Source organism: Pseudoxanthomonas sp. CF125, from assembly GCF_900104085.1.
In the GTDB taxonomy this organism is placed as follows: domain Bacteria; phylum Pseudomonadota; class Gammaproteobacteria; order Xanthomonadales; family Xanthomonadaceae; genus Pseudoxanthomonas_A.
Genome location: NZ_FNLD01000003.1, coordinates 141,347 through 162,603, shown reverse-complemented (window position 1 = coordinate 162,603; position 21,257 = coordinate 141,347). Strand labels below are relative to the sequence as shown.

At 64.5% G+C, this 21,257-nt stretch carries 19 protein-coding genes; 18 read left to right on the top strand and 1 reads right to left on the bottom strand.

The window, feature by feature from the left end:
* The first annotated feature begins 13 nt into the window (after positions 1–13).
* The 7 genes from wrbA (at position 14) to BLR66_RS14205 (ending at position 4,565) form a co-directional block, all read left to right on the top strand.
* Positions 14–613 carry an NAD(P)H:quinone oxidoreductase gene (gene wrbA, locus BLR66_RS14235; protein ID WP_093288368.1) on the top strand — a complete coding sequence of 200 codons (600 nt, stop codon included), beginning with the start codon at positions 14–16 and terminating at the stop codon, positions 611–613.
* A 75-nt stretch (positions 614–688) separates the two neighbouring features.
* Positions 689–1,123: an ester cyclase gene (locus tag BLR66_RS14230; protein ID WP_093288366.1), complete on the top strand. Its 435-nt coding sequence runs from the start codon at positions 689–691 to the stop codon at positions 1,121–1,123.
* A gap of 37 nt (positions 1,124–1,160) precedes the next feature.
* Complete coding sequence (locus BLR66_RS14225) at positions 1,161–1,715, top strand: ester cyclase (RefSeq protein WP_093288363.1); 555 nt, start codon at positions 1,161–1,163, stop codon at positions 1,713–1,715.
* Positions 1,712–2,482, top strand: coding sequence for an SDR family NAD(P)-dependent oxidoreductase (locus BLR66_RS14220; protein WP_093288361.1), 771 nt, complete (start codon positions 1,712–1,714; stop codon positions 2,480–2,482). Before BLR66_RS14225 ends, BLR66_RS14220 begins: the two co-directional genes overlap by 4 nt.
* Positions 2,483–2,535: 53 nt before the next feature.
* A complete protein-coding gene (locus tag BLR66_RS14215; RefSeq protein WP_093288358.1) occupies positions 2,536–2,991 on the top strand; it encodes a DoxX family protein in 456 nt (151 codons plus the stop codon).
* 117 nt (positions 2,992–3,108) lie between these two features.
* Positions 3,109–4,062 (top strand): zinc-binding dehydrogenase, encoded by a 954-nt coding sequence (locus BLR66_RS14210; protein ID WP_093288355.1) that lies wholly within the window; start codon positions 3,109–3,111, stop codon positions 4,060–4,062.
* A gap of 71 nt (positions 4,063–4,133) precedes the next feature.
* Positions 4,134–4,565 carry an ester cyclase gene (locus BLR66_RS14205; protein ID WP_176943891.1) on the top strand — a complete coding sequence of 144 codons (432 nt, stop codon included), beginning with the start codon at positions 4,134–4,136 and terminating at the stop codon, positions 4,563–4,565.
* 508 nt (positions 4,566–5,073) lie between these two features.
* On the opposite strand, the gene BLR66_RS14200 is transcribed toward BLR66_RS14205, so the two are convergent.
* Positions 5,074–5,781 carry an AraC family transcriptional regulator gene (locus tag BLR66_RS14200; protein WP_093288349.1) on the bottom strand — a complete coding sequence of 236 codons (708 nt, stop codon included), beginning with the start codon at positions 5,779–5,781 and terminating at the stop codon, positions 5,074–5,076.
* Between the two features lie 565 nt (positions 5,782–6,346).
* Between BLR66_RS14200 and BLR66_RS14195 the strand changes: the two genes are divergently transcribed.
* From BLR66_RS14195 to BLR66_RS14145, 11 genes are all read left to right on the top strand, one after another.
* A complete protein-coding gene (locus BLR66_RS14195) occupies positions 6,347–7,303 on the top strand; it encodes a 4-hydroxyproline epimerase (protein WP_093288346.1) in 957 nt (318 codons plus the stop codon).
* A complete protein-coding gene (locus BLR66_RS14190; RefSeq protein ID WP_093288343.1) occupies positions 7,300–8,400 on the top strand; it encodes an NAD(P)/FAD-dependent oxidoreductase in 1,101 nt (366 codons plus the stop codon). The genes BLR66_RS14195 and BLR66_RS14190 overlap by 4 nt, the downstream gene beginning before the upstream one ends.
* Entirely contained in the window at positions 8,397–8,648 is a 252-nt protein-coding gene (locus BLR66_RS14185) for a (2Fe-2S)-binding protein (protein ID WP_093288340.1), read from the top strand. Before BLR66_RS14190 ends, BLR66_RS14185 begins: the two co-directional genes overlap by 4 nt.
* A complete protein-coding gene (locus BLR66_RS14180; protein ID WP_093288337.1) occupies positions 8,641–9,951 on the top strand; it encodes an FAD-dependent oxidoreductase in 1,311 nt (436 codons plus the stop codon). The genes BLR66_RS14185 and BLR66_RS14180 overlap by 8 nt, the downstream gene beginning before the upstream one ends.
* The gene (locus BLR66_RS14175) at positions 9,948–10,853 is read left to right on the top strand and encodes a dihydrodipicolinate synthase family protein (RefSeq protein WP_093288334.1); all 906 of its coding nucleotides are present in this window, start codon (positions 9,948–9,950) and stop codon (positions 10,851–10,853) included. The genes BLR66_RS14180 and BLR66_RS14175 overlap by 4 nt, the downstream gene beginning before the upstream one ends.
* Position 10,854: 1 nt before the next feature.
* On the top strand, positions 10,855–12,453 hold the full coding sequence (locus BLR66_RS14170; protein ID WP_093288332.1) for an aldehyde dehydrogenase family protein: 1,599 nt from the start codon (positions 10,855–10,857) through the stop codon (positions 12,451–12,453).
* A complete protein-coding gene (locus tag BLR66_RS14165) occupies positions 12,450–13,658 on the top strand; it encodes a M24 family metallopeptidase (RefSeq protein ID WP_093288329.1) in 1,209 nt (402 codons plus the stop codon). Before BLR66_RS14170 ends, BLR66_RS14165 begins: the two co-directional genes overlap by 4 nt.
* A gap of 133 nt (positions 13,659–13,791) precedes the next feature.
* Positions 13,792–15,522 (top strand): DUF885 domain-containing protein, encoded by a 1,731-nt coding sequence (locus tag BLR66_RS14160; protein ID WP_255402756.1) that lies wholly within the window; start codon positions 13,792–13,794, stop codon positions 15,520–15,522.
* A gap of 55 nt (positions 15,523–15,577) precedes the next feature.
* Entirely contained in the window at positions 15,578–16,993 is a 1,416-nt protein-coding gene (locus BLR66_RS14155; protein ID WP_093288326.1) for an amino acid permease, read from the top strand.
* A gap of 50 nt (positions 16,994–17,043) precedes the next feature.
* Complete coding sequence (locus tag BLR66_RS14150; RefSeq protein WP_093289869.1) at positions 17,044–18,582, top strand: DUF5597 domain-containing protein; 1,539 nt, start codon at positions 17,044–17,046, stop codon at positions 18,580–18,582.
* Between the two features lie 120 nt (positions 18,583–18,702).
* Complete coding sequence (locus BLR66_RS14145) at positions 18,703–21,060, top strand: Tat pathway signal protein (RefSeq protein WP_093289868.1); 2,358 nt, start codon at positions 18,703–18,705, stop codon at positions 21,058–21,060.
* Positions 21,061–21,257 lie beyond the last annotated feature (197 nt).

Below are 21,257 nucleotides of genomic sequence, written 5' to 3'. Positions count from 1 at the left end.
TTCGGAGGCTCTCGTGGCCAAGGTCCTGGTTTTGTACTACTCCTCTTATGGGCACATCGAAAAGATGGCCGAGGCGGTCGCGGAGGGCGCGCGCAACGCCGGAGCAACGGTAGAAATCCGCCGTGTTCCGGAAACGGTGCCGGAAGAGATCGCGCGCAAGAGTTTCTACAAGCTCGATCAGCAGGCACCGATTGCCACCGTTGCAGAGCTCGAGGACTACGACGCCATTGTGATCGGAAGCGGCACCCGTTACGGTCGACTCACCTCGCAGATGGCCGCTTTCCTTGATCAAACCGGCGGCCTGTGGGCGCGTGGTGCACTCAATGGAAAAGTCGGCGCCGCCTTCACTTCGACGGCGACGCAGCATGGCGGACAAGAAGCCACACTATTCTCGATCATCACCAATCTGCTCCATTTCGGCATGACGATCGTCGGGCTTCCCTACAGCCACCAAGGACAGATGAGCGTCGATGAGATTGTCGGGGGCGCCCCCTATGGCGCCACCACGGTTGCTGGCGGTGACGGCTCCCGGCAGCCCACCGAAATCGACCTAGCAGGTGCCCGCCATCAGGGCGAACTGGTCGCGCGTACCGCGGCCAAGCTGTTCGATTAACCACTCTGGGCCGGCGCGGACCCGACCTCCGCTCATTGAGCGTCCGTCGATGGCCCCTTTTCCTTGGAGTTAGCCATGACCAGCAACACAGCCTCTGAATCGGCCAAGACCATTGTCCGCACGAACACCGAGCAGGTGCAGGGGCAGGGCGACTTCGCCCTGTTCGAAAAGCTGTTCGCCGACGACTTCGTCGACCACACCCCTCAACCGGGTACGACGCCCGACAAGGACGGCGTTCGCGTCCTCTACCATCGGCTCCGCGAAGCGTTCCCCGACTTCAACCCGGTCATTCATTGGCAGACGGTGGACGGCGACGTGGTCACTACCTTCAAGACCTACCACGGCACGCATCAAGGCCCACTCTTCGGCATCGCTCCCACCGGGCGAAAAATCCAGTTCGAAACCGTCGATGCGATGCGCGTCCGCGACGGAAAGATCACCGATCACTGGGGCGTAGCGAATCTGTTCTCGCTGATGCAGCAGCTTGGCGGCCTGCCGCCGGTTTCCTAACCCCGTTGCGCCATAGAAGACTAAGGAAACGCTCTCCATGAAAACCCCCACGTTCTTTATTCGCCTGGCCTTCATAGCTCTTCTCATGCCGGCGGCCTTCCAGTCGGTCCTGGCAAAGCAGCCCGACACCGACATCGAAGCCAACAAGGCCGTAGTGCGCCGCTACTTCGATGCCTTCAATCGTGCCGACTTCAGCCATCTGGACGAGATCGTTACGGCCGACTACGGCGACCGCCTCGAAGGACAGACGCCCGGCATCCATGTCATCCGCAGCTACCTCGAAGGCCTGAAGGCCAGCTTTCCCGACTTCACCTGGACGATCGAGCAAATCGTTGCTGAGGACGACCGCGTCGCCGTGATGAATCGTGTCTCTGGCACGCAACTGCACGACTTCGGTGGATTGAAGGCGACGGGCAACAAAGTGGACTTCCGTGCCTTCCAGATCTATCGCATTGAAGGCGGAAAGCTGGCTGAGCACTGGGAGGTCGCCGACTTTGCGACCTTCCAGTCGCAGTTGACGGCCAAGCCTAAAGAGTCCGCCTTCCAGTCTTTCCAGAAGGATCTGGATCCGAAGGAAGGTGAGAAGAAATGAGCGATCTACTGTCGGGAAAAGTGGTCGTGGTTACCGGCGCCGCCAGCGGCATTGGACGCGCGATCGCAATTGGGGCCGCCCAGCATGGTGCCAAGGCCGTTATCGTATCCGACGTCGTGGAGATCCCTCGCGAAGGCGGGGCGACCACGACGAGCGAGATCGAAGCCCTCGGAGTAGCGACCCGGTTTGTGCGCACCAACGTCAGCAAGCGCGACGAGGTCGATGCTCTGGTTGCTTCGACCGAGGAGTTCGGCGGCGTGGACGTCATGGTCTGCAATGCCGGCATCACTCTGCGCTCGGACGGTGCTGATGTCGCGGAAGACGATTATCGCCGCCTCATGTCGGTCAACCTGGACGGCGTCCTGTTCTGTGCCCAGGCAGCCGCGCGCCAGATGCAGGCGCATTCCAGGCCCGGAAGCATCGTGTTGATGGCCAGCATGGGCGGTATCGCGGGCGCGGGCATGACGGTCGCCTATTCCACAAGCAAGGGCGGCGTGGTGTTGATGGCCAAGGCCATGGCCGATGCACTAGGGCCGTCCGGCATTCGGGTCAACTCCGTCTGCCCCGGAACCATCGATACAGCGCTGCTGCGCAACACGCCCGGCGTCGCGGAAGCCTCCGAGGGATTCCGGCAGCGAACGCCGCTGCGTCGCCTGGGCAAGCCCTCGGAGATCGCCGACGCCGTGGTGTGGCTCGGCTCGGACATGTCGAGCTACGTGACGGGTATCCCGCTGCTTGTTGATGGTGGATTGCTGTCAGTGCTGTAACCGCCGGCTGCGCGCGTGAGCGCGCAGCGTGCCCAACCTTACGGAGAACTGCTATGGCTACCTTGTCCATTACCGATCGTGCCGCCGACTCAGCCGGCTTTGCTTCGTTGCTTGGCCTGCTGGGCCGACTACTGATGGCGGCGATCTTCCTGATCTCCGGTGTCGGCAAGATAGCCAATGCCGAAGCGACCGCCGGTTACATCGCTTCGGTCGGTCTCCCGCTGCCTCACGTGGCTCTCGTCATTGCCATCGTCATCGAAGTCGTCGGCGGTGCCGCCCTTGTGGTGGGCTATCGGACCCGGCTTGTCGCCACCGTGCTTGCGCTGTTTTGCATCGCCACGGCCGTGAGCTTCCACGCGGCATTCGGTGACCAGAACCAGTTCATCCACTTCTTCAAGAACCTGACGATGGCCGGTGGCTTCTTGCAAATCGTCGCCTTCGGACCGGGCGCACTCAGCGTAGATGCGAAGTTTCGCCGGGCTACCAGCATCAAGCCGGCGATTGCGTAAGCAACACCTATCGACGCAAGCGATGGGAGGCATCGAGAAATATGGGCTTTTGCGTAGTCAGGTCGAGGCCTAGCCTGCATCCATTCCTTTTTCGCCCAGTCCCACACGAGCAACGCAATGACCACCACGATTCGATTTCACCAGTACGGCGGCCCCGAAGTTCTGATTCCCGAGGACGAACTGGTGGGCCGTCCCCAAGCGGGACAAGTCCGACTGCGCCACGACGCCATCGGTGTCAATTTCATCGACACAGCTTTTCGGCAGGGCATTTTCCCAATGCCTCTGCCGGGTGTGACCGGCGTTGAAGGCGCGGGTGTGGTCGAAGAGATTGGCCCCGGCGTGGATGACGTCCAGGTCGGCGACCGCGTGGCGTATTTTCTTTCGCCTGGCAGCTACGCAGAAGTTCGCCTGATCAACACGGCCGATCTGGTCGCGATTCCTCAGGACGTGACCTCGCTGGAGGCCGCCACGATTCTTACGAAAGGCCTGACCGCTTGGGCCGCGCTGAATGGCTTCTACAAGCTGCGTGCCGGCGATACTGTCCTGGTCCAGGGCGCCTCTAGCAACGTCGGCCTGCTGGTAGCGCGTTGGGCGCGGGCGCTGGGTGCGCGTGTCATTGGAACCACCGGTTCGCAGGACAAGTTGGCGGCGATTCGCAGCTCGGTGGATTACCCCTTGCTGTCGACTGACCCATCGTTCGCTGAGCAGATACGGGAACTCGTCCCCGAGGGCGTCGACGCGGTGTACGAGTTTGTCGGCAAGGCCACCTTTGCCGTATCGGCAGCGTCCGTGCGCGACGGCGGAACAATTGCAACGATTGGCGCTGCTTCTGGCGCACCAGAAGTGGACCCTACGGCGCTTTCTAAGCGCGACGTTCGGGTCGTTGGCGGACCCATGGCGCAGCACCTGCAAGGCAGAGTCCTGAGCGCCACCGATGACGTGTTCGCAGCGTATCGGGCTGGTACGTTCGGCAGCTACAGGGCGATGGTGTATCGCTTGAAGGACGCTGCGGTCGCGCATGCCGATATCGCTGCACGTCGAAAGTTCGGCCCCATGGTCCTGGTTCCGTGACGGCCATGCGACGCGGATCTCTCGTAAGCCGGTTTGCTCTGGCGCTCGCAGTATTGACGGTTGGTGGGTCGGTGAGCGCACACGAAAGCGACAACCGGCAGCGGGCGGCCATTTGGTACGAAGCCTTCAGCAAGCACGATCCCGATCTGCTTGGCACTGTCTTGGCCGACGACTGGTACGAGACGCCCTCGGCCGAACGCGGCGGCAAGCAAACCGCCATGAAGCTGCTTGTTTCCCTGACCACCGTGTTCCCGGATTTCTACATTGAAGTCCAGGACATGATTCAGGAGGGAAACAAAGTGGTCGTGCGCTCACACATCACTGGCACGCACATTCATCCCTTCCTCGGCTTTCCTGCCCGAAAAGGAAAGCTCTCCATCCAGGCGATCGATATCCACGAGTTCAAGGACGGGAGGATCGTCCATACGTGGCATTCGGAGGACTGGATGACGGGCCTTCGGCAGCTAGGCGTTCTTCCCAGTGATCCACCTTCTCATGACTGATTTCCTCGTTGGAGCATGCGTTATGACTGTGACCGGACCGCTGGATCGCCACCGAGCCAGGTGTCGGTTTGCGATTTCTGTTGTCGTAGAGAGCACCATCGCACGGAGCAGACTTGCGCACCTGGAGCCGCGCTGTTTACCGGACCGATCTCGATAATGTTGAATGGCTGCTACTGGCCGAAAGCTGCCGAAGCGGCCAACTCATATTTGCCTGGAAAGGACAAGTTGGCCGCTTGATAGCCAAGGTCTGAGCCTAGGAGCCTAGGAGCCTAGCGAAGGTCCGTCTATCTACAATGTTTTCCTGCCGTGACGTGACGACTTTCAAGGCCTTAACTATGTGCTCGCATCAGTCCGACTAAAGCGATCAAGTGAAGGATTGAAAGCCTTGGGCTCCGGTGTGACGCGGGCTCTTCTCAAGGTCTACGATGATCCTACGTGCGAGCACTATCGAGACAGCAGCCCTCTTTGCGATAGCCCGCTCGAGCTGAGGGAGTCCGATCGGCATCGCTCAGGGTTGTCTGGCAAGCGTGCGGAAATCGCGCGGCGTCATGCCGACGGTGGCTTTGAATTGGCGGGCGAACGCGCTCTGGTCGGCGAAACCGCAGAGCTGACCGATCGCCGCGATGCTCTTGTCGTCCTGCAACAGACGCATCGCCGATTCGATGCGCATCTTGGTCAGCAACTGCTGCGGTGTTAGTTGGAAAACTCGCCGAAAGTGGCGCTCCAGCTGCGCTACCGACACACCGGCCAGATCGGCCAACGTCTTTATGCGCAGGTTCTCGCCATGGTGCGCTTGCATGTACGTCAATGCCAGGTTGAGGCGCTCGTAGGCGGAATGCCGGCTGTCGGGTTGCCCCAGGTCGCGCGAAATTCCGACCACGCCGACCACTTCGTCCTGGCGGCACAGCGGCCGCTTGAAAGTCAGGCACCAGCCGGGAGTGCGGTTGGGAAAAAGGTGCACTTCGAGCTGGTTCTCTATCACCTCGCCGTGCAGCACACGGCGGTCCTGCATCAGGTAGTTGCCGCCCAGCGGCAGCGGGAAGACTTCCACCGTGGATTTACCGATCACCTCGCTGCGATGCTTGCGGCCTAGGCGCTGCACCAGGGTCAGATTGAGGTGGGTGTAGCGGCTCTCGTTGTCCTTGACGAAGAAAACCACGTCCGGCAACGCATCGAACAGGACTTGCATCTCGTCGGCGGAAATCATGGTGTCCATCGGTCGGGTCTCCTGCGGGAATCTGCGGTCTTCCGTCGCTTGCCGCATCGGTCCAAGTCGCGATTTCGATGCGCTGGATAGCGGATGGCGCACGGCGCCATCGGGGCAATGGTCCGGAACGGAATACCGTTCCTAGTTAGCACAACGGCTGCGTCGGGTATAGGAGCATACGGGGTAGCCCGCCGTCCGCATGTCTGCCGTCTTCCGCAGTGCCGGTTGGCGATGGCGTAGCGCATTGCGGTCGCGCGGGCCGGAGATGAACCGGGGACTGTATCGGCGGTCGCCGCATGTTTAGGCGCCGTTTGGGAGGTCGTGCATGGCGGAACCGTCTGCCATATGGGCCGGAAAACGCCTACGATTCCTCTGTTTGGCGCGTGCTATGGGCATGGCCCGCTCTTCATCCGACGCTTCCCGCTAAGGCCGCGCTCCGCCAGCGATGGGGCGTCGCGGCAGGATTCAGCCGTTTCAGGGCGGGCTTTTCGCAGTTGGGAATTATGCGGATTTCCGCATATGTTCGCGATATTCGTTGCTAGCCCGTGGCCGCGGCCGAATGTGAGCATGGCCCATGCTCAGCATTGACGTAATCGATTCGCACACCGGCGGGGAGCCCACCCGCGCGGTCGTCTCAGGATTCCCCGATCTCGGGGCCGGTACGTTGGCCGAACGCAGACGCCGGTTCGCCGAGGATTTCGACCATTGGCGCAGCGCCATCGCCTGCGAGCCGCGCGGGTCGGACACCATGGTCGGCGCGCTGTTGCTGCCAGCGGACGATCCGGAAGCCTGCACCGGCGTGATCTTCTTCAACAATGTCGGCTATCTCGGCATGTGCGGACACGGCACCATCGGTGTGGTCCGCACTTTGGCCGAACTGGGCCGTATCGGGCCGGGCGCGCATCGTATCGAAACGCCGGTGGGCACGGTCGGCGTAGAACTGCGCGAAGACGGGCACGTTTCCGTCGCCAATGTGGAAAGCTACCGGCATGCGGCCGATGTCGTCGTCGACGTCCAGGGCTACGGCACGGTGCGCGGCGATATCGCCTGGGGCGGCAACTGGTTCTTCATCACCGATCAATCGCCGGTGCCGCTACTGCTCGAGCGGCAGCGCGAACTGACCGCCTACACCGAAGCGATCCGCCAAGCCCTGGAGGCCGCGGGCATCGCCGGCGCCGATGAAGGAGAGATCGATCATGTCGAGATCAACGGCCCTTCGCCCACGCCCGACGCCGATGGCCGCAACTTCGTGCTGTGCCCCGGACTGGCCTACGACCGTTCGCCTTGCGGCACCGGCACCAGCGCCAAGCTCGCCTGCCTGGCCGCCGACGGCAAACTCGCCGAAGGGCGGGTGTGGCGGCAGGAAGGCATCCTCGGCAGCGTTTTCGAAGGCACCTACACGGCGACCGCGCGCGGGATAGCGCCACGCATCGCCGGCCAGGCCTATATAACCGCTCGTTCGCAATTGCTGATCGAGGAAGACGACCCGTTCGCCTGGGGCATTCGCCCCGGGGAATCGGAACCGGAATGAAGGCTTACGACCTGGTCGTGATCGGTGCCGGCATCGTCGGCGCGGCCTGTGCCGAAGCGGCGGCCGGGGAAGGCCTGCGCGTGGCGATCATCGAACCCGGCCCGATCGGCGGTGGTTCTACCGCCGCGGCGATGGGTCATCTGGTAGCGATGGACGACGATCCGGCCGAGCTGGCGTTGTCGGCGTATTCGCTGCGGCTGTGGGAAACCTATTCAAATCTCCCCGAAGCCGAGTTCAACCGCTGCGGCACCTTATGGGTGGCGCGAGAGCCGAGCGAGATGGAATGTGTCCCGGCCAAGATCGCGCGTCTGGCGGCAGCAGGCCTGCAGGCGCGGATAGTCGATGCGCAGGAGTTGTACCGGCTCGAACCGCAACTCGCGCCCGGCCTGTCCGGAGGCCTGCTGGCGCCGGCCGAAGCAGTGGTCTATCCGCCGCGGATGGCGCGATATCTGGTCGAACGCGCTTGCGCCCAAGGCGCGCATTTGTACGCCGGCCGGCGCGCGCTGGCCCTGACCGCCGATGGCGTACGCCTGGATGACGGCAGCGGCCTGTCCGGTCCGGTGCTGGTGACTACCGGCTGCGCGCTACCGGAATTGCTGCCCGAATTGCCGATGCGGCCACGCAAGGGACAACTGGTCATCACCGATCGCTACCCGGCATTGGTGCGGCATCAGCTGCTGGAACTGGGCTATGCCGACAGCGCGCACGGCGACGCGGGCAGCAGTGTGGCGTTCAATGTGCAACCACGTCCGACCGGGCAGCTGTTGATCGGTTCTTCGCGCGAATTCGATGCGACCGACCGCACCGTGTCGGGCGCGCTGCTGCGGCGCATGCTGGAACGCGCCTTCGAATTCCTGCCGGTACTGCGCGATCTGCAGGCGATCCGCGTCTGGACCGGTCTGCGTCCCGCCACGCCGGATGGTCGGCCTTACCTAGGTGCGGCACCGCAGCGTAGCGATCTCTGGGTCGCGGCCGGCCATGAAGGCCTGGGCGTGACCACGGCGTTGGGTAGCGCGCGCTTGCTGATGGATCTGATCCTCGGTCGCACCGCAGCTATCGACCCGGCGCCGTACGCGCCCGCGCGGGTGGCGATATGAGCGATCCGGCGATCATCCGTCTGCAGATCGACGGGCAAGCGGTAGAGGTGCGTAGCGGCAGTAACGTGGCCGCTGCCATCGCCCAGGCGACCCTGTATTTCCATCGCTCGCCCAGCGGTCAGCCGCGTGCGCCACTGTGCGGAATGGGTGTGTGTTTCGAATGCCGGGTCGATATCGATGGAGTGGGGCAGTTGCGCGCCTGCATGATTCCGGCGCGCGAAGGCATGCGGGTGCGCACCGATGGCTGAGCGCGCAGGCGAACACTACGACGTGTTGATCGCAGGCGCAGGCCCGGCAGGTCTCGCCGCGGCGCACACGGCGGCGAGCCATGGCGCGCGGGTGGGGTTGATCGATGCGCAGGCGCGCCCCGGCGGCCAGGTATGGCGTCATGACATCGCATCGCCGCTGCCGCGCGCCGCGCGCAAGGTGATCGACTCGTTGTCGGACAGGATCGAATTCCTGGCGCAGACCCAGGTGCTGATGGCGCAGGAGCGAAGCCTGCTGGTCGATAGCCCGCAGGGCGCGCGCCGGCTTTCTTACGGCGCATTGGTGCTGGCTACCGGAGCGCGCGAGCTGTTGTTGCCGTTCCCTGGTTGGACCTTGCCGGGCGTGACTGGCGCCGGCGGTGCGCAGGCGCTGGCCAAGCAGGGCTGGCCGATGACCGGCAAGCGCGCACTGGTCGCTGGCAGCGGACCGTTGCTGTTGGCAGCGGCGGCGACCTTGCGCGCGCATGGCGCGCACGTGCTTGGGATTCTCGAACAAGCACCGCAACGTGCGGTGCAGGGTTTCGCCGCAAGCCTGGTGCGCTGGCCGGGCAAGGCCGCGCAGGCGCTGACGCTGCGCGCCCGTCTGCTTGGAATTCCTTACCGCACCGGAACCTTGGTGCGTGCCGCATTCGGTGAGGATCGGCTGCGCATGGCAGAAATAGAAGGCCCACATGGGGTTGAGCGGATCGAATGCGATCACTTGGCGGTGGGCTATGGTCTGGTGCCGAATGTGGAGCTGGCGCAGTTACTGGGCTGCCAACTGCAACGCAGCGGTGCGCACGCGCAGGTGGCGGTGGACGAATCGCTGCGCACCAGCGTCGAACACGTCTATGCGGCGGGCGAGGCCTGCGGCATCGGCGGCCGCGATACCGCTCTGATCGAAGGCGAAATGGCCGGCCATCATGCGGTCGGCGCCAGCGTCGCAGCCGCCGCGCTGCAATCGCACCGCCGGCATGCGCGCGCTTTCGCCGAACGGCTGCGCCAGAGCTTCGCCCTGCGGCCGCGCGTGCATGCGCTGGCCGCTGAGGAAACGCTGATCTGTCGCTGTGAAGACGTACCGCTATCGGCGCTGCAGGGCTTCACCAGCCTGCGCGAAGCCAAGCTCGCCACGCGTTGCGGTATGGGCGCGTGCCAAGGCCGTATCTGTGGCGCGGCGCTAGTGGAGTTGGGCTGGTTTCCCCAAAGCGACAACCCTGACGACGGCCGCCGGCCGCCGCTGTTTCCCATACGGCTGGCAACGCTGGCCGAATCTTTTTCCATCGACTCGCAAGGTGTACTTCCATGAGCAATGCTTCCTTTTGGCGCGGCGTCCTGCCGGCCATCACCACTCCGTTCACAGCCGACGGCCGGATCGATCACGCGTTCCTCGCCGATCACGCGCAGGCGCTGATCGATGCCGGCTGCACCGCCATCGTGCCCTTGGGTTCGCTGGGCGAAGCGGCCACGCTCAGCTTCGACGACAAGCTGGAAATACTGAAGACGCTGGTGAAAGCGCTGGACGGCCGCGCGCCGGTGGTGCCGGGCATCGCCGCACTGTCCACCGACGAGGCCGTGCGCCTGGCGAAAGCCGCCAAGGAAATCGGCGTCGGCGGCCTGATGGTATTGCCGCCGTACGTGTACTCCAGCGACTGGCGCGAGATGGGCGCACACGTGCGCTCAGTGATCGCCGCCACCGACCTGCCGACGATTCTTTACAACAATCCGGTCGCCTACAAGACCGATTTCAACCCTGCGCAGATCGCTGAGCTCGCCGCCGAGTTCCCGAACCTGCAGGCGGTCAAGGAATCTTCCGCCGACGTGCGCCGCTTCGCCGCGATCCGCGAACTCACCGGCGACCACCTGGCGCTGCTGGTCGGCATGGACGACGCCATCGTCGAGGGCCTCAGCATGGGCGCGGTAGGCTGGATCGCGGGCCTGGTCAACGCCTATCCGAAGGAATCGGTGCAACTGTTCGAACTGGCGCGCGATGGCGGTTATCCGGCGGCGAAGAAACTCTACGACTGGTTCCTGCCGTTGTTGCGCCTGGATACCGTGCCCAAGTTCGTGCAGCTCATCAAGCTGGTGCAGGAAAAGGTCGACCTGGGCAGCGAACGCGTACGTGCGCCGCGGCTGGTGTTGGAAGGCGCCGAGCGCGAAGAGGCCTTGAAGGTCATCGACCGCGCCATCGCAACCCACCCGTGGCGCTGAGATGAGCGTCGTCGCCGAACCGTTGTTGATCGCGGGCCAGTGGCAGCCGGCGCGGGAATCGCTCGGCGCTTTCCGCGCACGCGATCCCTCCACCGGCCAGGAGATCGGTCCCTCGTTTCCGATCTGTGGCGCGACCGACGTGGAAGCCGCGTTGGCCGCCGCGGCGGCAGTGGCCGATGAACTCGCAGCCGCAGAACCGGAGCGCATCGCCGCCTTTCTCGACGCCTACGCCGACGCCATCGATGCCGATGCCGATACGCTGGTGGCGCTGGCCAACGCCGAAACCGCATTGCCGGCGCCGACGCGTCTGCGCGGCAACGAATTGCCCCGCACCAGCGGCCAGTTGCGTCTGGCGGCCAAGGCCGTGCGCGGATATGCCTGGACCCAGCCGGTGATCGATACCGGCGCCGGCCTGCGTTCGCATCTGGCGCCGCTGTCCAAGCCGGTGCTGATCTTCGGACCGAACAATTTCCCCTTCGCCTTCAACGCCATCGCCGGCAGCGATTTCGCCTCGGCCATCGCCGCGCGCAATCCGGTGATCGCCAAGGCGCATCCCTCGCACCCGGCCACCAGTCGGCGTCTGGCGCAACTCGCGCATGCGGCGCTGATCGGCGCGGGCCTGCCGGCCGCGGCGGTGCAGATGCTCTACCACTTCGACAACACGCTGGGATTGGCGCTGGCTGCCGACGCGCGGCTGGGTGCGATCGGTTTCACCGGCAGCCGCGCTGGCGGACTCGCGCTGAAGGCCGCGGCGGATCGTGCCGGCGTGTTGTGTTACGCAGAATTGTCCAGCGTCAACCCGGTGTTCCTGTTGCCGGGCGCCCTGGCCGAGCGCAGCGAAGCGCTGGCGCAGGAATTCTTCGCTTCCTGCACGCTCGGCAGCGGCCAGTTCTGCACCAATCCCGGCATCGTGATCGTGCCGGAAGGCGCGGCAGGCGATGCCTTCGTCGCCGCAGTCAGCGCGCATTTCGCCGCAGCGCCGCCCAGCGTGCTGTTTTCGCAAGGCGTACTCGATCATCTGCAGCGCGGCGTAGGGGCGTTGCGCGAAGCCGGCGCGCAGGTTCTGGCCGGCGGCGCTGCGGCCGAAGGCCCTGGCTACCGCTATTCGCCGACATTGCTGAAGGTGGATGCCGCGACCTTCCTGGCCAATCCGCAGGCCTTGCAGACCGAAGCCTTCGGACCGGTCAGCCTGCTGGTGCGCGCGGCCGGAATCGAAGAAATGGCCGTGCTGGCCCGCGCGTTCGAAGGCAATCTAACCGGCACGCTCTATCGCGCCGCCGATGGCGGCGACGACGCGGCCTGGATGACGATCGCCGCCGCATTGCGTCCGCGCGTGGGTCGGCTGATCGCCAGCAAAATGCCGACCGGCGTGGCGGTCAGCGCGGCGATGAACCATGGCGGTCCTTTCCCCAGCACCGGCCATCCGGGTTTCACCTCGGTCGGCATGCCGGCGGCGATCCGCCGCTTCGCCGCGCTGCACAGCTACGACGGCGTGCCCGATGCGCTGTTGCCGTTCGAGTTGCGCGATCGCAATCCCGGTCGGGTGCAGCGTCTGATCGACGACCGTTGGAGCATCGACGACGTGGAACGTGCGCCATGAGCGGCCCCGCGCAGATCGGCGGCCTGACGCGGGAGCAAGCGATGGCGCAGCTCGCGCCCTGGCCGGATCGTGCGCCGCCAATCCAGTCCGCCGAATACCAGCGGCGACTGGAACAGGCACGCGGTCTGTTGCGCGCGCAGAATGCGGACGCGCTGCTGATCGGCGCCGGCGCATCGCTGCGCTATTTCGCCGGCGTGCCCTGGGGCGCCAGCGAGCGGCTGGTGGCGATGCTGCTGACGCAGTCCGGCGATCCGGTGCTGATCTGCCCGGCGTTCGAGGAAGGATCGCTCGACGCGGTGCTGAAGATTCCGGTCGAGAAGCGGTTGTGGGAAGAACATGAGGACCCGTACGCGCTGGTGGCGCAAACCATGCGCGAGCGCGGCGCGCGCACGCTGGCGCTGGATCCAGGGGCGGCTTTCGTGATTTCCGTCGGTCTGGGCGGCCATCTCGGCGCGTCCAATGTCGTCGATGCGAGCGCCATCGTCGATGGCTGCCGCATGCGCAAATCTCCGGCCGAACTGGCGCTGATGCAGCAGGCCTGCGACATGAGTCTGCACGTGCATCGCCTGGCTGCGGGACTGGCGCGCGAAGGCATCGGCACCGACGAGCTGGTGCGCTTCATCGACACCGCGCATCGTGCGCTCGGCGCCGACAACGGTTCCACCTTCTGCATCGTCCAGTTCGGCCATGCCACCGCTTTTCCGCACGGCATCCCCGGTGTACAGCATCTGCGCGAAGGCGAGCTGGTGTTGATCGACACCGGCTGCACCGTACAGGGCTACCACTCCGACATCACCCGGACCTGGATCTTCGGCCGCGCCGATGCCGACCAGCAGCGGATATGGAACCTGGAGCAGGCCGCGCAACAGGCGGCGTTCGCCGCCGTGCGGCCCGGCGTTACCTGCGATTCGGTGGACCGCGCCGCACGCGATGTGCTCGAACGCGCTGGCCTGGGTCCGGACTACCGATTGCCGGGCTTGCCTCATCGCACCGGTCACGGTTGTGGTATGAGCATCCACGAAACGCCGTACCTGGTGCGCGGCAATACGACGCTATTGATGCCGGGTATGTGCTGCAGCAACGAGCCGATGATCGTCGTGCCGGGCCGTTTTGGTGTGCGCCTGGAAGATCACTTCCATGTGACCGAAGACGGCGCGGCGTGGTTCACCCCGCCGTCGCCGGCGATCGACCGGCCATTCCTTTGATCTTGTGATGCTTCCTGGAGCGCGTGCGATGAAGTCGATTCTCTCTCTGTTCACGCATCGCACTGAACGCGACGAAAACCAGCGGGGCATTCTCATGAACAGGCTCTTGCTCGGCTTTGTCTTGCTCGCAGGCATGACGATGGGCGGCAATGTCGCGGCCGCCGCATCCTCTGCGGCCCCAGCCGAGCGCTTCAAGACGCTGTACGAGCGCGAATGGGACTGGCGGCAAACGCAGTTCGCCGGCGCCGACGACGAAGACAGCGAGGGAAAGACGGCAGACCACCTGCCGAAAGTAGATCCTGCTACCCAGGCCGAGCGTACGCGTTACTGGCAGGACGTACTGCGGCAACTCGATGCCATTCCGCTTTCGGCGCTCTCGGAGCAGGAACAGGTGAACCATCAGGTCTATCGCAACCAGATAGAAGTGCTGCTCGGCCAGCAACGGTTCCACGCCTGGGAAATGCCGTTCAACAGCGACAGCGCTTTCTGGACCAACCTGGGTTTCACGGCACGCAAGCCGCTGCGCGACGCCGAAAGCTATCGATCCTATCTGGCGCAGCTGGCCGACATTCCGCGCTATTTCGACGAACAGATCGACAACATGCGCGCCGGCCTGGCGCGCGGTTTCAGCGTGCCGCAAGTGACGCTTAAAGGGCGCGATCAGTCCATCGCCGAAGTGATCGACGCCAAGGGCGAAGCCAACCTGTTCTACACACCGTTCAAGCGGATGCCGTCTGTAATTTCCGCCACCGAACAGGCGCAATTGCGCGAACAAGCGTTGCAAACGATCGAAACCAAGGTGGTCCCTGCCTATTCCAAGCTGCTGGCCTTCATCCGCCAGGAATACACCCCGCAGGCGCGCACTAGCCTGGCGGCCCGGTCCATGCCCGACGGCGAAGCCTACTACCAGGCGCAGATCCGCGAATTCACCACGCTGGACATGAGCGCGGACGAAATCCATGCGCTGGGACTGAAGGAAGTGGCCCGGTTGCGCGCGGAAATGGATGAGGTGATCGCGCAGGTCGGCTTCAAGGGCGACTTCGCCGATTTCCTGCATTATCTGCGCACCGATCCGAAGTTCTATCCGAAGACCGGCGAAGAACTGTTGATGCGCGCCGCCTGGATCGCCAAGCGCGTGGACGGAAAGATCGGCGAGTACGTCGGCCGTCTGCCGCGTCAGCGCTTCGCGATCGAGCCGGTGCCGCCCGACCTGGCGCCGTTCTACACCGGCGGTCGTGGCGGGCCGACCACCTACCTGGTCAACACCTACAATCTGCCGTCGCGGCCGCTTTACAACCTCACCGCGCTGACCCTGCATGAATCCTCGCCTGGGCATTCGCTGCAGATGTCGCTGGCCGCGGAGCAGGACGCGATGCCTGATTTCCGCCGCTACGCCTACATCTCCGCGTACGGCGAGGGCTGGGCGCTGTACTCCGAATACCTGGGCATCGAAATGGGCATGTACGACACGCCCTACGACCGTTTCGGCTACCTGACCTATCAAATGTGGCGCGCGGCGCGGCTGGTGATCGACACCGGCGTGCACCACCTCGGCTGGAGTCGCGAACAGGCGCTGGCGTTCCTGCGCGACAACACCGCGTTGAGCGAGCACGAGGTCACCACCGAAGTGGACCGCTACATCGCCTGGCCCGGACAAGCGCTGTCCTATTACCTGGGCGAACTGACCATTCTGCGGCTGCGTGAAAAAGCCGAGCGGGCGCTTGGCGGCAAGTTCGACCTGCGCAACTTCCACGATGCGGTACTGGCCCAGGGTTCGGTGCCGTTGCCGGTGCTCGAACAGCGCATCGATCGCTTCATCGCCGAAGGCGGCAAGTCGCCCTGGCCGGAGAAGGACAAGAAATAGATTTCAGGCACACCGCATTTCCACCGCCAGGACGGCCTAACCGAGAGAGAACGCTATGGGCTTGCTGAACGACATGATCCGCCGGAAATCCGTGGAGACGATGCAGACCGAAGTGCGGAGCCGAGGAGAGTTGCGCCGCGTACTCGGGTTATGGCAGCTGACCGCGATCGGTCTGGGCGGAATCATCGGCGTCGGCATCTTCGTGCTGACCGGTACCGTCGCCGCGACCCAGGCCGGACCGGCGGTGGTGCTGTCGTTCCTGATCGCCGGCATCGCCAGTGCGGCGGCGGCACTGTGCTACGCCGAATTCGCTGGGCTGATTCCGGTCAGCGGAAGTGCCTATACCTACGGCTACGCGGTGCTGGGCGAGTTTGCCGGTTGGATGATCGGTTGGGATCTGTTGCTGGAATTCGCGCTGATCGCGGCGGTGGTGGCGGTGGGTTGGTCGGGCTATGTGCAGGCGCTGCTCGACGCCGGCGGCGTGCACTTGCCCCTATGGGCGCAAGGCGCCTACGGCACGGCGCCCGGCCGCTTCATCAATCTGCCGGCAGTGTTGATCTCGGTGCTGATCACCGCCTTGTTGGCGATGCGGATGGAGTGGGGCGCGCGTTTCAATATGCTGATCGTAGCGATCAAGATCGGCGCGGCGGTACTGATCGTGGCGGCCGGCGTCGCCTTCGTCGATCCGGCGCGCTGGCATCCCTTCATGCCGTTCGGCATGCACGGCGTGGTCACGGGTGCGGCGGTGGTTTTCTTCGCCGTGTTCGGCTACGAGATGATGACTACCGCCGCCGAGGAAGCGATCAATCCGCAGCGCGATCTGCCTCGTGCGGTGATCCTGTCGCTGAGCATCGCGATGATCCTGTATTTCGCCATCTGCCTGGTGCTGACCGGGATCGTGCCGTACACCACGCTCGACAACGACGCGCCGGTGGCCCATGCCTTCACCGCCATCGGCCAACCCAAGGTGATGATCGCCATCTCGCTGGCGTCGATCTGCGGCATCACCAGCGTGATCTTCGCCAACCTGCTGGCCGGGGCGCGGATCTGGTTCGCCCTGTCGCGCGACGGTCTGCTGCCGGGTTGGTTCGCCAAAGTGCATCCGACTTGGCGCACGCCGCATCGCACCACCGTGCTGATCGGCCTGGTCACCGCGGTCGCCGCTGGCTTCTTCCCGCTGGACGAACTGGCCAAGCTGGTCAACATCGGCGTACTTGGCGCCTTCATCGTGATCTGCTCTTCAGTGATGGTGCTGCGCTGGAAGCGGCCCGAGTTGCAGCGGCCGTTCCGTACCCCGCTGGTGCCATTGGTGCCGCTGATCGGCATCGGCTTTTCCGCATGGCTGATCTGGGGCCTGCCGACGATCACCTATGAGCGCTTCCTGATCTGGCTGGGCATCGGCTGCGTGGTCTATTTCGCCTATGGCATCCGCCACAGCAAGCTTGCCGGGCGGCCGGAGCCGGTGACGTGAGGCGGCGCTGCGCTGCCTGGCTGGCGGCAACGCTGAGCTTGTTGCTGAGCATGGCCGCGCATGCGGCCACGCGCGAGATGCCGCGCTATGTCAGCGAAAACGGGCGCCACGCCTTGTTCGTCGACGGCGCGCCGTACAGCATCATGGCGGCGCAACTGCACAACTCAAGCGCATGGCCGCAAGTGCTGCCGCAGGCGCTGGAGCAGGCGGAGGCGCTGCACGCCAACACGGTGGAAGCGCCGGTGTACTGGGAACAGTTCGAGCCGGAGCCCGGCCGCTACGACTACACCAACGTCGATGCGTTGATCGCGCAGGCGCGTGCGCGCGGCCTGCGCCTTGCGTTGCTGTGGTTCGGCACCTGGAAGAACGGCCAGATGCATTACGTACCGGACTGGATCAAGCGAGACCGCGCAACGTATCCGCGCATGCTCGATGCCAACGGCGCACCGGTGGATGTTCTCTCGCCGCACGCGCAGGCCAACCGGGACGCCGACAGCCACGCTTTCGCCGCGTTGATGCGCCATCTGCGCAAGGTGGACGAGGGTACCTACACCGTCATCCTAGTACAGGTGCAGAACGAGCCGGGTGCGATCGGCACCGTGCGCGACCATGGCGAAGCCGGCGAGCGCGCATTCCGCGAACAAGTACCCGAAGCAGTCGCCCGCGCGCTGTCCAAGCCTGCCGGTACCTGGACCGAAGTCTTCGGCCCCGGCGCCGCCGAGGCGTTCAGCGCCTATGCCAACGCTGTCTACATCGAACAGGTGGCAGCCGCCGGCAAGGCCGAATATCCGTTGCCGCTCTATGTGAACACATGGTTGCGCTACAAGGGCAAGATCCACCCGGGCTTGGATTATCCCAGCGGCGGCGCGACCTGGAACGTGTTCGATCTGTGGCGCGCGGTCACGCCGTCGATCGACTTCATCGGCACCGACATCTACACCAGCGACTACAACGAGTACACCAAGGTCGTCGACCAATACGCGCGGCCGGACAACCCGGCCTGGGTTTCGGAAACCGGTTTCGAGGCCGCAACCGCGCCGTATCACTTCTATGTGTTGGAAAAAGGTGGATTGGGCTTCTCGGTGTTCGGCATCGATGGCAACGAAGACACGCCGGAGAACCGCGCGGCGACCGAAGCGTACGCCGCCGCCTTCGGGTTGCTGACGCCGATGCAGAGGATGTTGGCCAGCGCCGCGTTCGAAGGACGCTTGCAGGCGGCGGTGGAAAAGCCGGGTACTCCGCAGCAAGACCTGCGCTTCGGTCCCTGGCAGGCCCGCGTTTCGTTCGGCGCGCCGATGTGGGGCGATGCGCCGGCGATCCTGCCGGGCACGTCCGACCACGCCGGTCGCGTGCTGGTGGTCCAACTGGAACCCGAGGTGTTCCTGGTTACCGGATTCCAGGGACGAGTGGAATTCCAGCGCGACGCTGCCGACGGCAGATACGGGCAATTGCTGAAGGTCGAGCAGGGCCGCTACGTGGACGGGAAATGGCAGACCGTGCGCTGGTTGAACGGCGATGAGACGGATTACGGGCTCAATTTCCGCGCTCGCGATCCGTACGTGCTGAAGGTCACCGTGGGCACTTACTGATCCAATGTCTTTTTTTAGCTGTGCGGAATTCCGCACGTATGCGCCAGGTAGCGAACAAGACACTGCCAGGTGCTTGCCGCAGCATGGCCGGATATCGGATGGAAGTTCGGGAGCGTGGAAGTGGACAGAAGACGGTTTCTGCAGCATGGATTGACCGCTACTACCGCAGTAGCCGGGGTCGGCTTCTCTGCCGATAGCGTAGCGGCGTCCGCTGCAATTGCGAAGCTGCCCAAGCCCGTGCTGCGGCCTTTGGCGGAAGGCGCGCTGCTAGGCCACACTCGTCTCTGCGCGTTCCGCGAGGAAGGCGCCGATTGGACCGTGTACGAGGATCTGCGTACGCCGGACGGTGCGATCAGTTTCGTCTGCGCCGATGGCATGGTGACCCTGGGCAAGCGCACGGAAGCGGCGTTTCCCAGCGACAAGCCGCCGTATTTCGGCATGAAACTCGCCGACGTGGCGCTGGCCGACGCCGACCTGCTGGCCAACCACTTGTTGCGGAACGGCGATCCGTCGGTGGAGGAGGTCCGCGATGCCGCACCGCCGCCGGCATCGCTGTTGGATCCCAAGGATCACGATGGACGTTGGCCATGGACCACCTTCGTCGGCACGCGCGAAGCCATCGATACCATGCCCATCCTGCCCAATGGCCGTAGCCGCACCTGGCGGCCGGAGCATGCCTTCGCCGAGTTGGGCGAAGTCGCGCTGATCAAGCGCAGGCATGAAGGACTGTTGGGCGGCTGGATGCCGGCGGTGCACAAGGTGATGCCGGTGTCGGCCAACCGCCACTACGACCTGTTGATATTCGCCGACGTACGCGCTGAGGATCGTTTCATCGTCCAGACCTGGCACCGCACCGTGCTGGTGGAGAACGGCAAGGCGCTGAAGACGGTGTACACGCACAGCTATCCCGACTATCTGCCGCGGCGCGGGGGGGCGACGGCCGAGGATTTCTATCGCGGGCTGCTGGCGTTCGCAGGTTACTGGCAGGACCTGCTTGCCGGCACCGTCGAAGCCAGTCTGCCGGATCCGAGCTGGAACGACATGGCGCGCTTCGCTTTTGCCCGTGAACTGGTAGTGCGTCCTGGCGGTACTTATCCCAAGTACGGCGCGGTGGATCGCGACTATTACGGTAACGAGTACGACGGGTTCCAGGACACCTTCACCAGTTCGCTGTACGCCAATCTGGAGTGGGGCCGCTTCGACCAGGCCGCGGCGGTACTGGACGGCTACTTCACCGATTTCGTGCAGCCCGACGGCATGCCCAACATGCGCGGGCCGGAGACCGGGCAGTTCGGCCTGATCCTGTCGCTGATGGCGCGCTATCTGCACTACACCGGCGATGCGCCGCTGTTGCGCAAGCATCGCGGCAAGATAGAAGCCACCGCGCAAATCCTGGAAGAATTGCACGACCAGAGCCTGGCGCTGCCATCCGATGCGCCGGGCCATGGCCTGATCCACGGCTGGAACGAATCCGACGCCTGCCTGTTCCCCGATCCCACGCTGTGGTGGAAGCCCTACTACGCCAACAGCGCGTTGGCCGCGCGCGGCTTGGCCGATATCGCGCCGGTGTGGACGCATATCGGCGGCGCGGACGCACCGGCGACCGCGCGGCGTTGGAACCAGCGGTCGCAACGCCTGACTGCGCAGACCGAGCGCACGCTGCGTGCCAATGTCCGTCGCGATCTGAAGCCGCCTTACATCGGCCCGCTGCCGGGCGTGAAGCTGACGTTCCGCCAGTCGCTGCTGCAGGAAAATCCCAGTGAGCAGGGATGGCCGCACCGCGCCTATGCCGAACTGTTGCAGGCCGATGTGTTGCCCGACGATCTGGCGAACTTGGTGATCGACTGCGTACGCGGTCACGGCGGCACCAGCCTGGGTGTGGTCGCCAACATCGCGCCGCCGAGCAAGGACGCGCGCGACCTGCTCGGTTTCATTTCCTACGGCTATGCGCAGCAATTACTGCGCCTGGACCGGATCGAGGAATACCTGCTGTTCCTGTACGCACACCGCTATCACGTACACACGCGCGGCGGTTGGACGGCGGGCGAGGTGAGCGGCATCACCGGCGGCATGCCGCTGTTCTGCATGCCGGCGCAGTCGACCATTCCGCTGCTGCTGCGCTGGATGCTGGTATTCGAAGACAGTGCCGGCGAGCAGTTGTTTCTGGCGCGGGCGTTACCGCGCGAATGGCTGGGAAGCGGCGAGACCATCGGTATTTCCGCTGCGCCCACACGCTGGGGAAAAGTCGGTTTCCAGTTGCGCGCCAATGCGCAGGTTCAGCGCATCGAAGGCCATGTCGACCTGCCATCCGGCGCGCCCGATAGCATCTGGCTCAGTTTGCGCTTGCCAGCGGGAAAGCGCCTGCTCGGAGCCACGGTGGACGGCAAGGAAGCGGCGCTAGCCGGAAGAAATAGTGACGCACTGCGCATCGCGGGGCGCGCTGGAACGCGCGTGGCGGTGCAGGCCACCTATGTCTGAACGAATCTGCGCGTGGAGAGGTTTTCGCAACGCCCCGCCGCAGCATTGAGAGCGGCCGATCCGCTGGGAAGTTCTGCGCCCCGCAATGCTGGCAGCGGACAGAAACATGCTGTATTCCGCACCCGAAAACGACAATTGCGACAAGACGCATTGGTCATTGTGCATGCAGGATGAGGGTAAGCCGGATCCATGACGCA

Bases quoted from the DNA above. Each gene is read 5' to 3' on its own strand.
- BLR66_RS14230 (WP_093288366.1), top strand. From the start codon at position 689: ATGACCAGCAACACAGCCTCTGAATCGGCCAAGACCATTGTCCGCACG.
- BLR66_RS14225 (WP_093288363.1), top strand. From the start codon at position 1,161: ATGAAAACCCCCACGTTCTTTATTCGCCTGGCCTTCATAGCTCTTCTC.
- BLR66_RS14220 (WP_093288361.1), top strand. From the start codon at position 1,712: ATGAGCGATCTACTGTCGGGAAAAGTGGTCGTGGTTACCGGCGCCGCC.
- BLR66_RS14215 (WP_093288358.1), top strand. From the start codon at position 2,536: ATGGCTACCTTGTCCATTACCGATCGTGCCGCCGACTCAGCCGGCTTT.
- BLR66_RS14210 (WP_093288355.1), top strand. From the start codon at position 3,109: ATGACCACCACGATTCGATTTCACCAGTACGGCGGCCCCGAAGTTCTG.
- BLR66_RS14200 (WP_093288349.1), bottom strand. From the start codon at position 5,781: ATGGACACCATGATTTCCGCCGACGAGATGCAAGTCCTGTTCGATGCG.
- BLR66_RS14195 (WP_093288346.1), top strand. From the start codon at position 6,347: ATGCTCAGCATTGACGTAATCGATTCGCACACCGGCGGGGAGCCCACC.
- BLR66_RS14190 (WP_093288343.1), top strand. From the start codon at position 7,300: ATGAAGGCTTACGACCTGGTCGTGATCGGTGCCGGCATCGTCGGCGCG.
- BLR66_RS14185 (WP_093288340.1), top strand. From the start codon at position 8,397: ATGAGCGATCCGGCGATCATCCGTCTGCAGATCGACGGGCAAGCGGTA.
- BLR66_RS14180 (WP_093288337.1), top strand. From the start codon at position 8,641: ATGGCTGAGCGCGCAGGCGAACACTACGACGTGTTGATCGCAGGCGCA.
- BLR66_RS14175 (WP_093288334.1), top strand. From the start codon at position 9,948: ATGAGCAATGCTTCCTTTTGGCGCGGCGTCCTGCCGGCCATCACCACT.
- BLR66_RS14170 (WP_093288332.1), top strand. From the start codon at position 10,855: ATGAGCGTCGTCGCCGAACCGTTGTTGATCGCGGGCCAGTGGCAGCCG.
- BLR66_RS14165 (WP_093288329.1), top strand. From the start codon at position 12,450: ATGAGCGGCCCCGCGCAGATCGGCGGCCTGACGCGGGAGCAAGCGATG.
- BLR66_RS14160 (WP_255402756.1), top strand. From the start codon at position 13,792: ATGACGATGGGCGGCAATGTCGCGGCCGCCGCATCCTCTGCGGCCCCA.
- BLR66_RS14155 (WP_093288326.1), top strand. From the start codon at position 15,578: ATGGGCTTGCTGAACGACATGATCCGCCGGAAATCCGTGGAGACGATG.
- BLR66_RS14150 (WP_093289869.1), top strand. From the start codon at position 17,044: ATGGCCGCGCATGCGGCCACGCGCGAGATGCCGCGCTATGTCAGCGAA.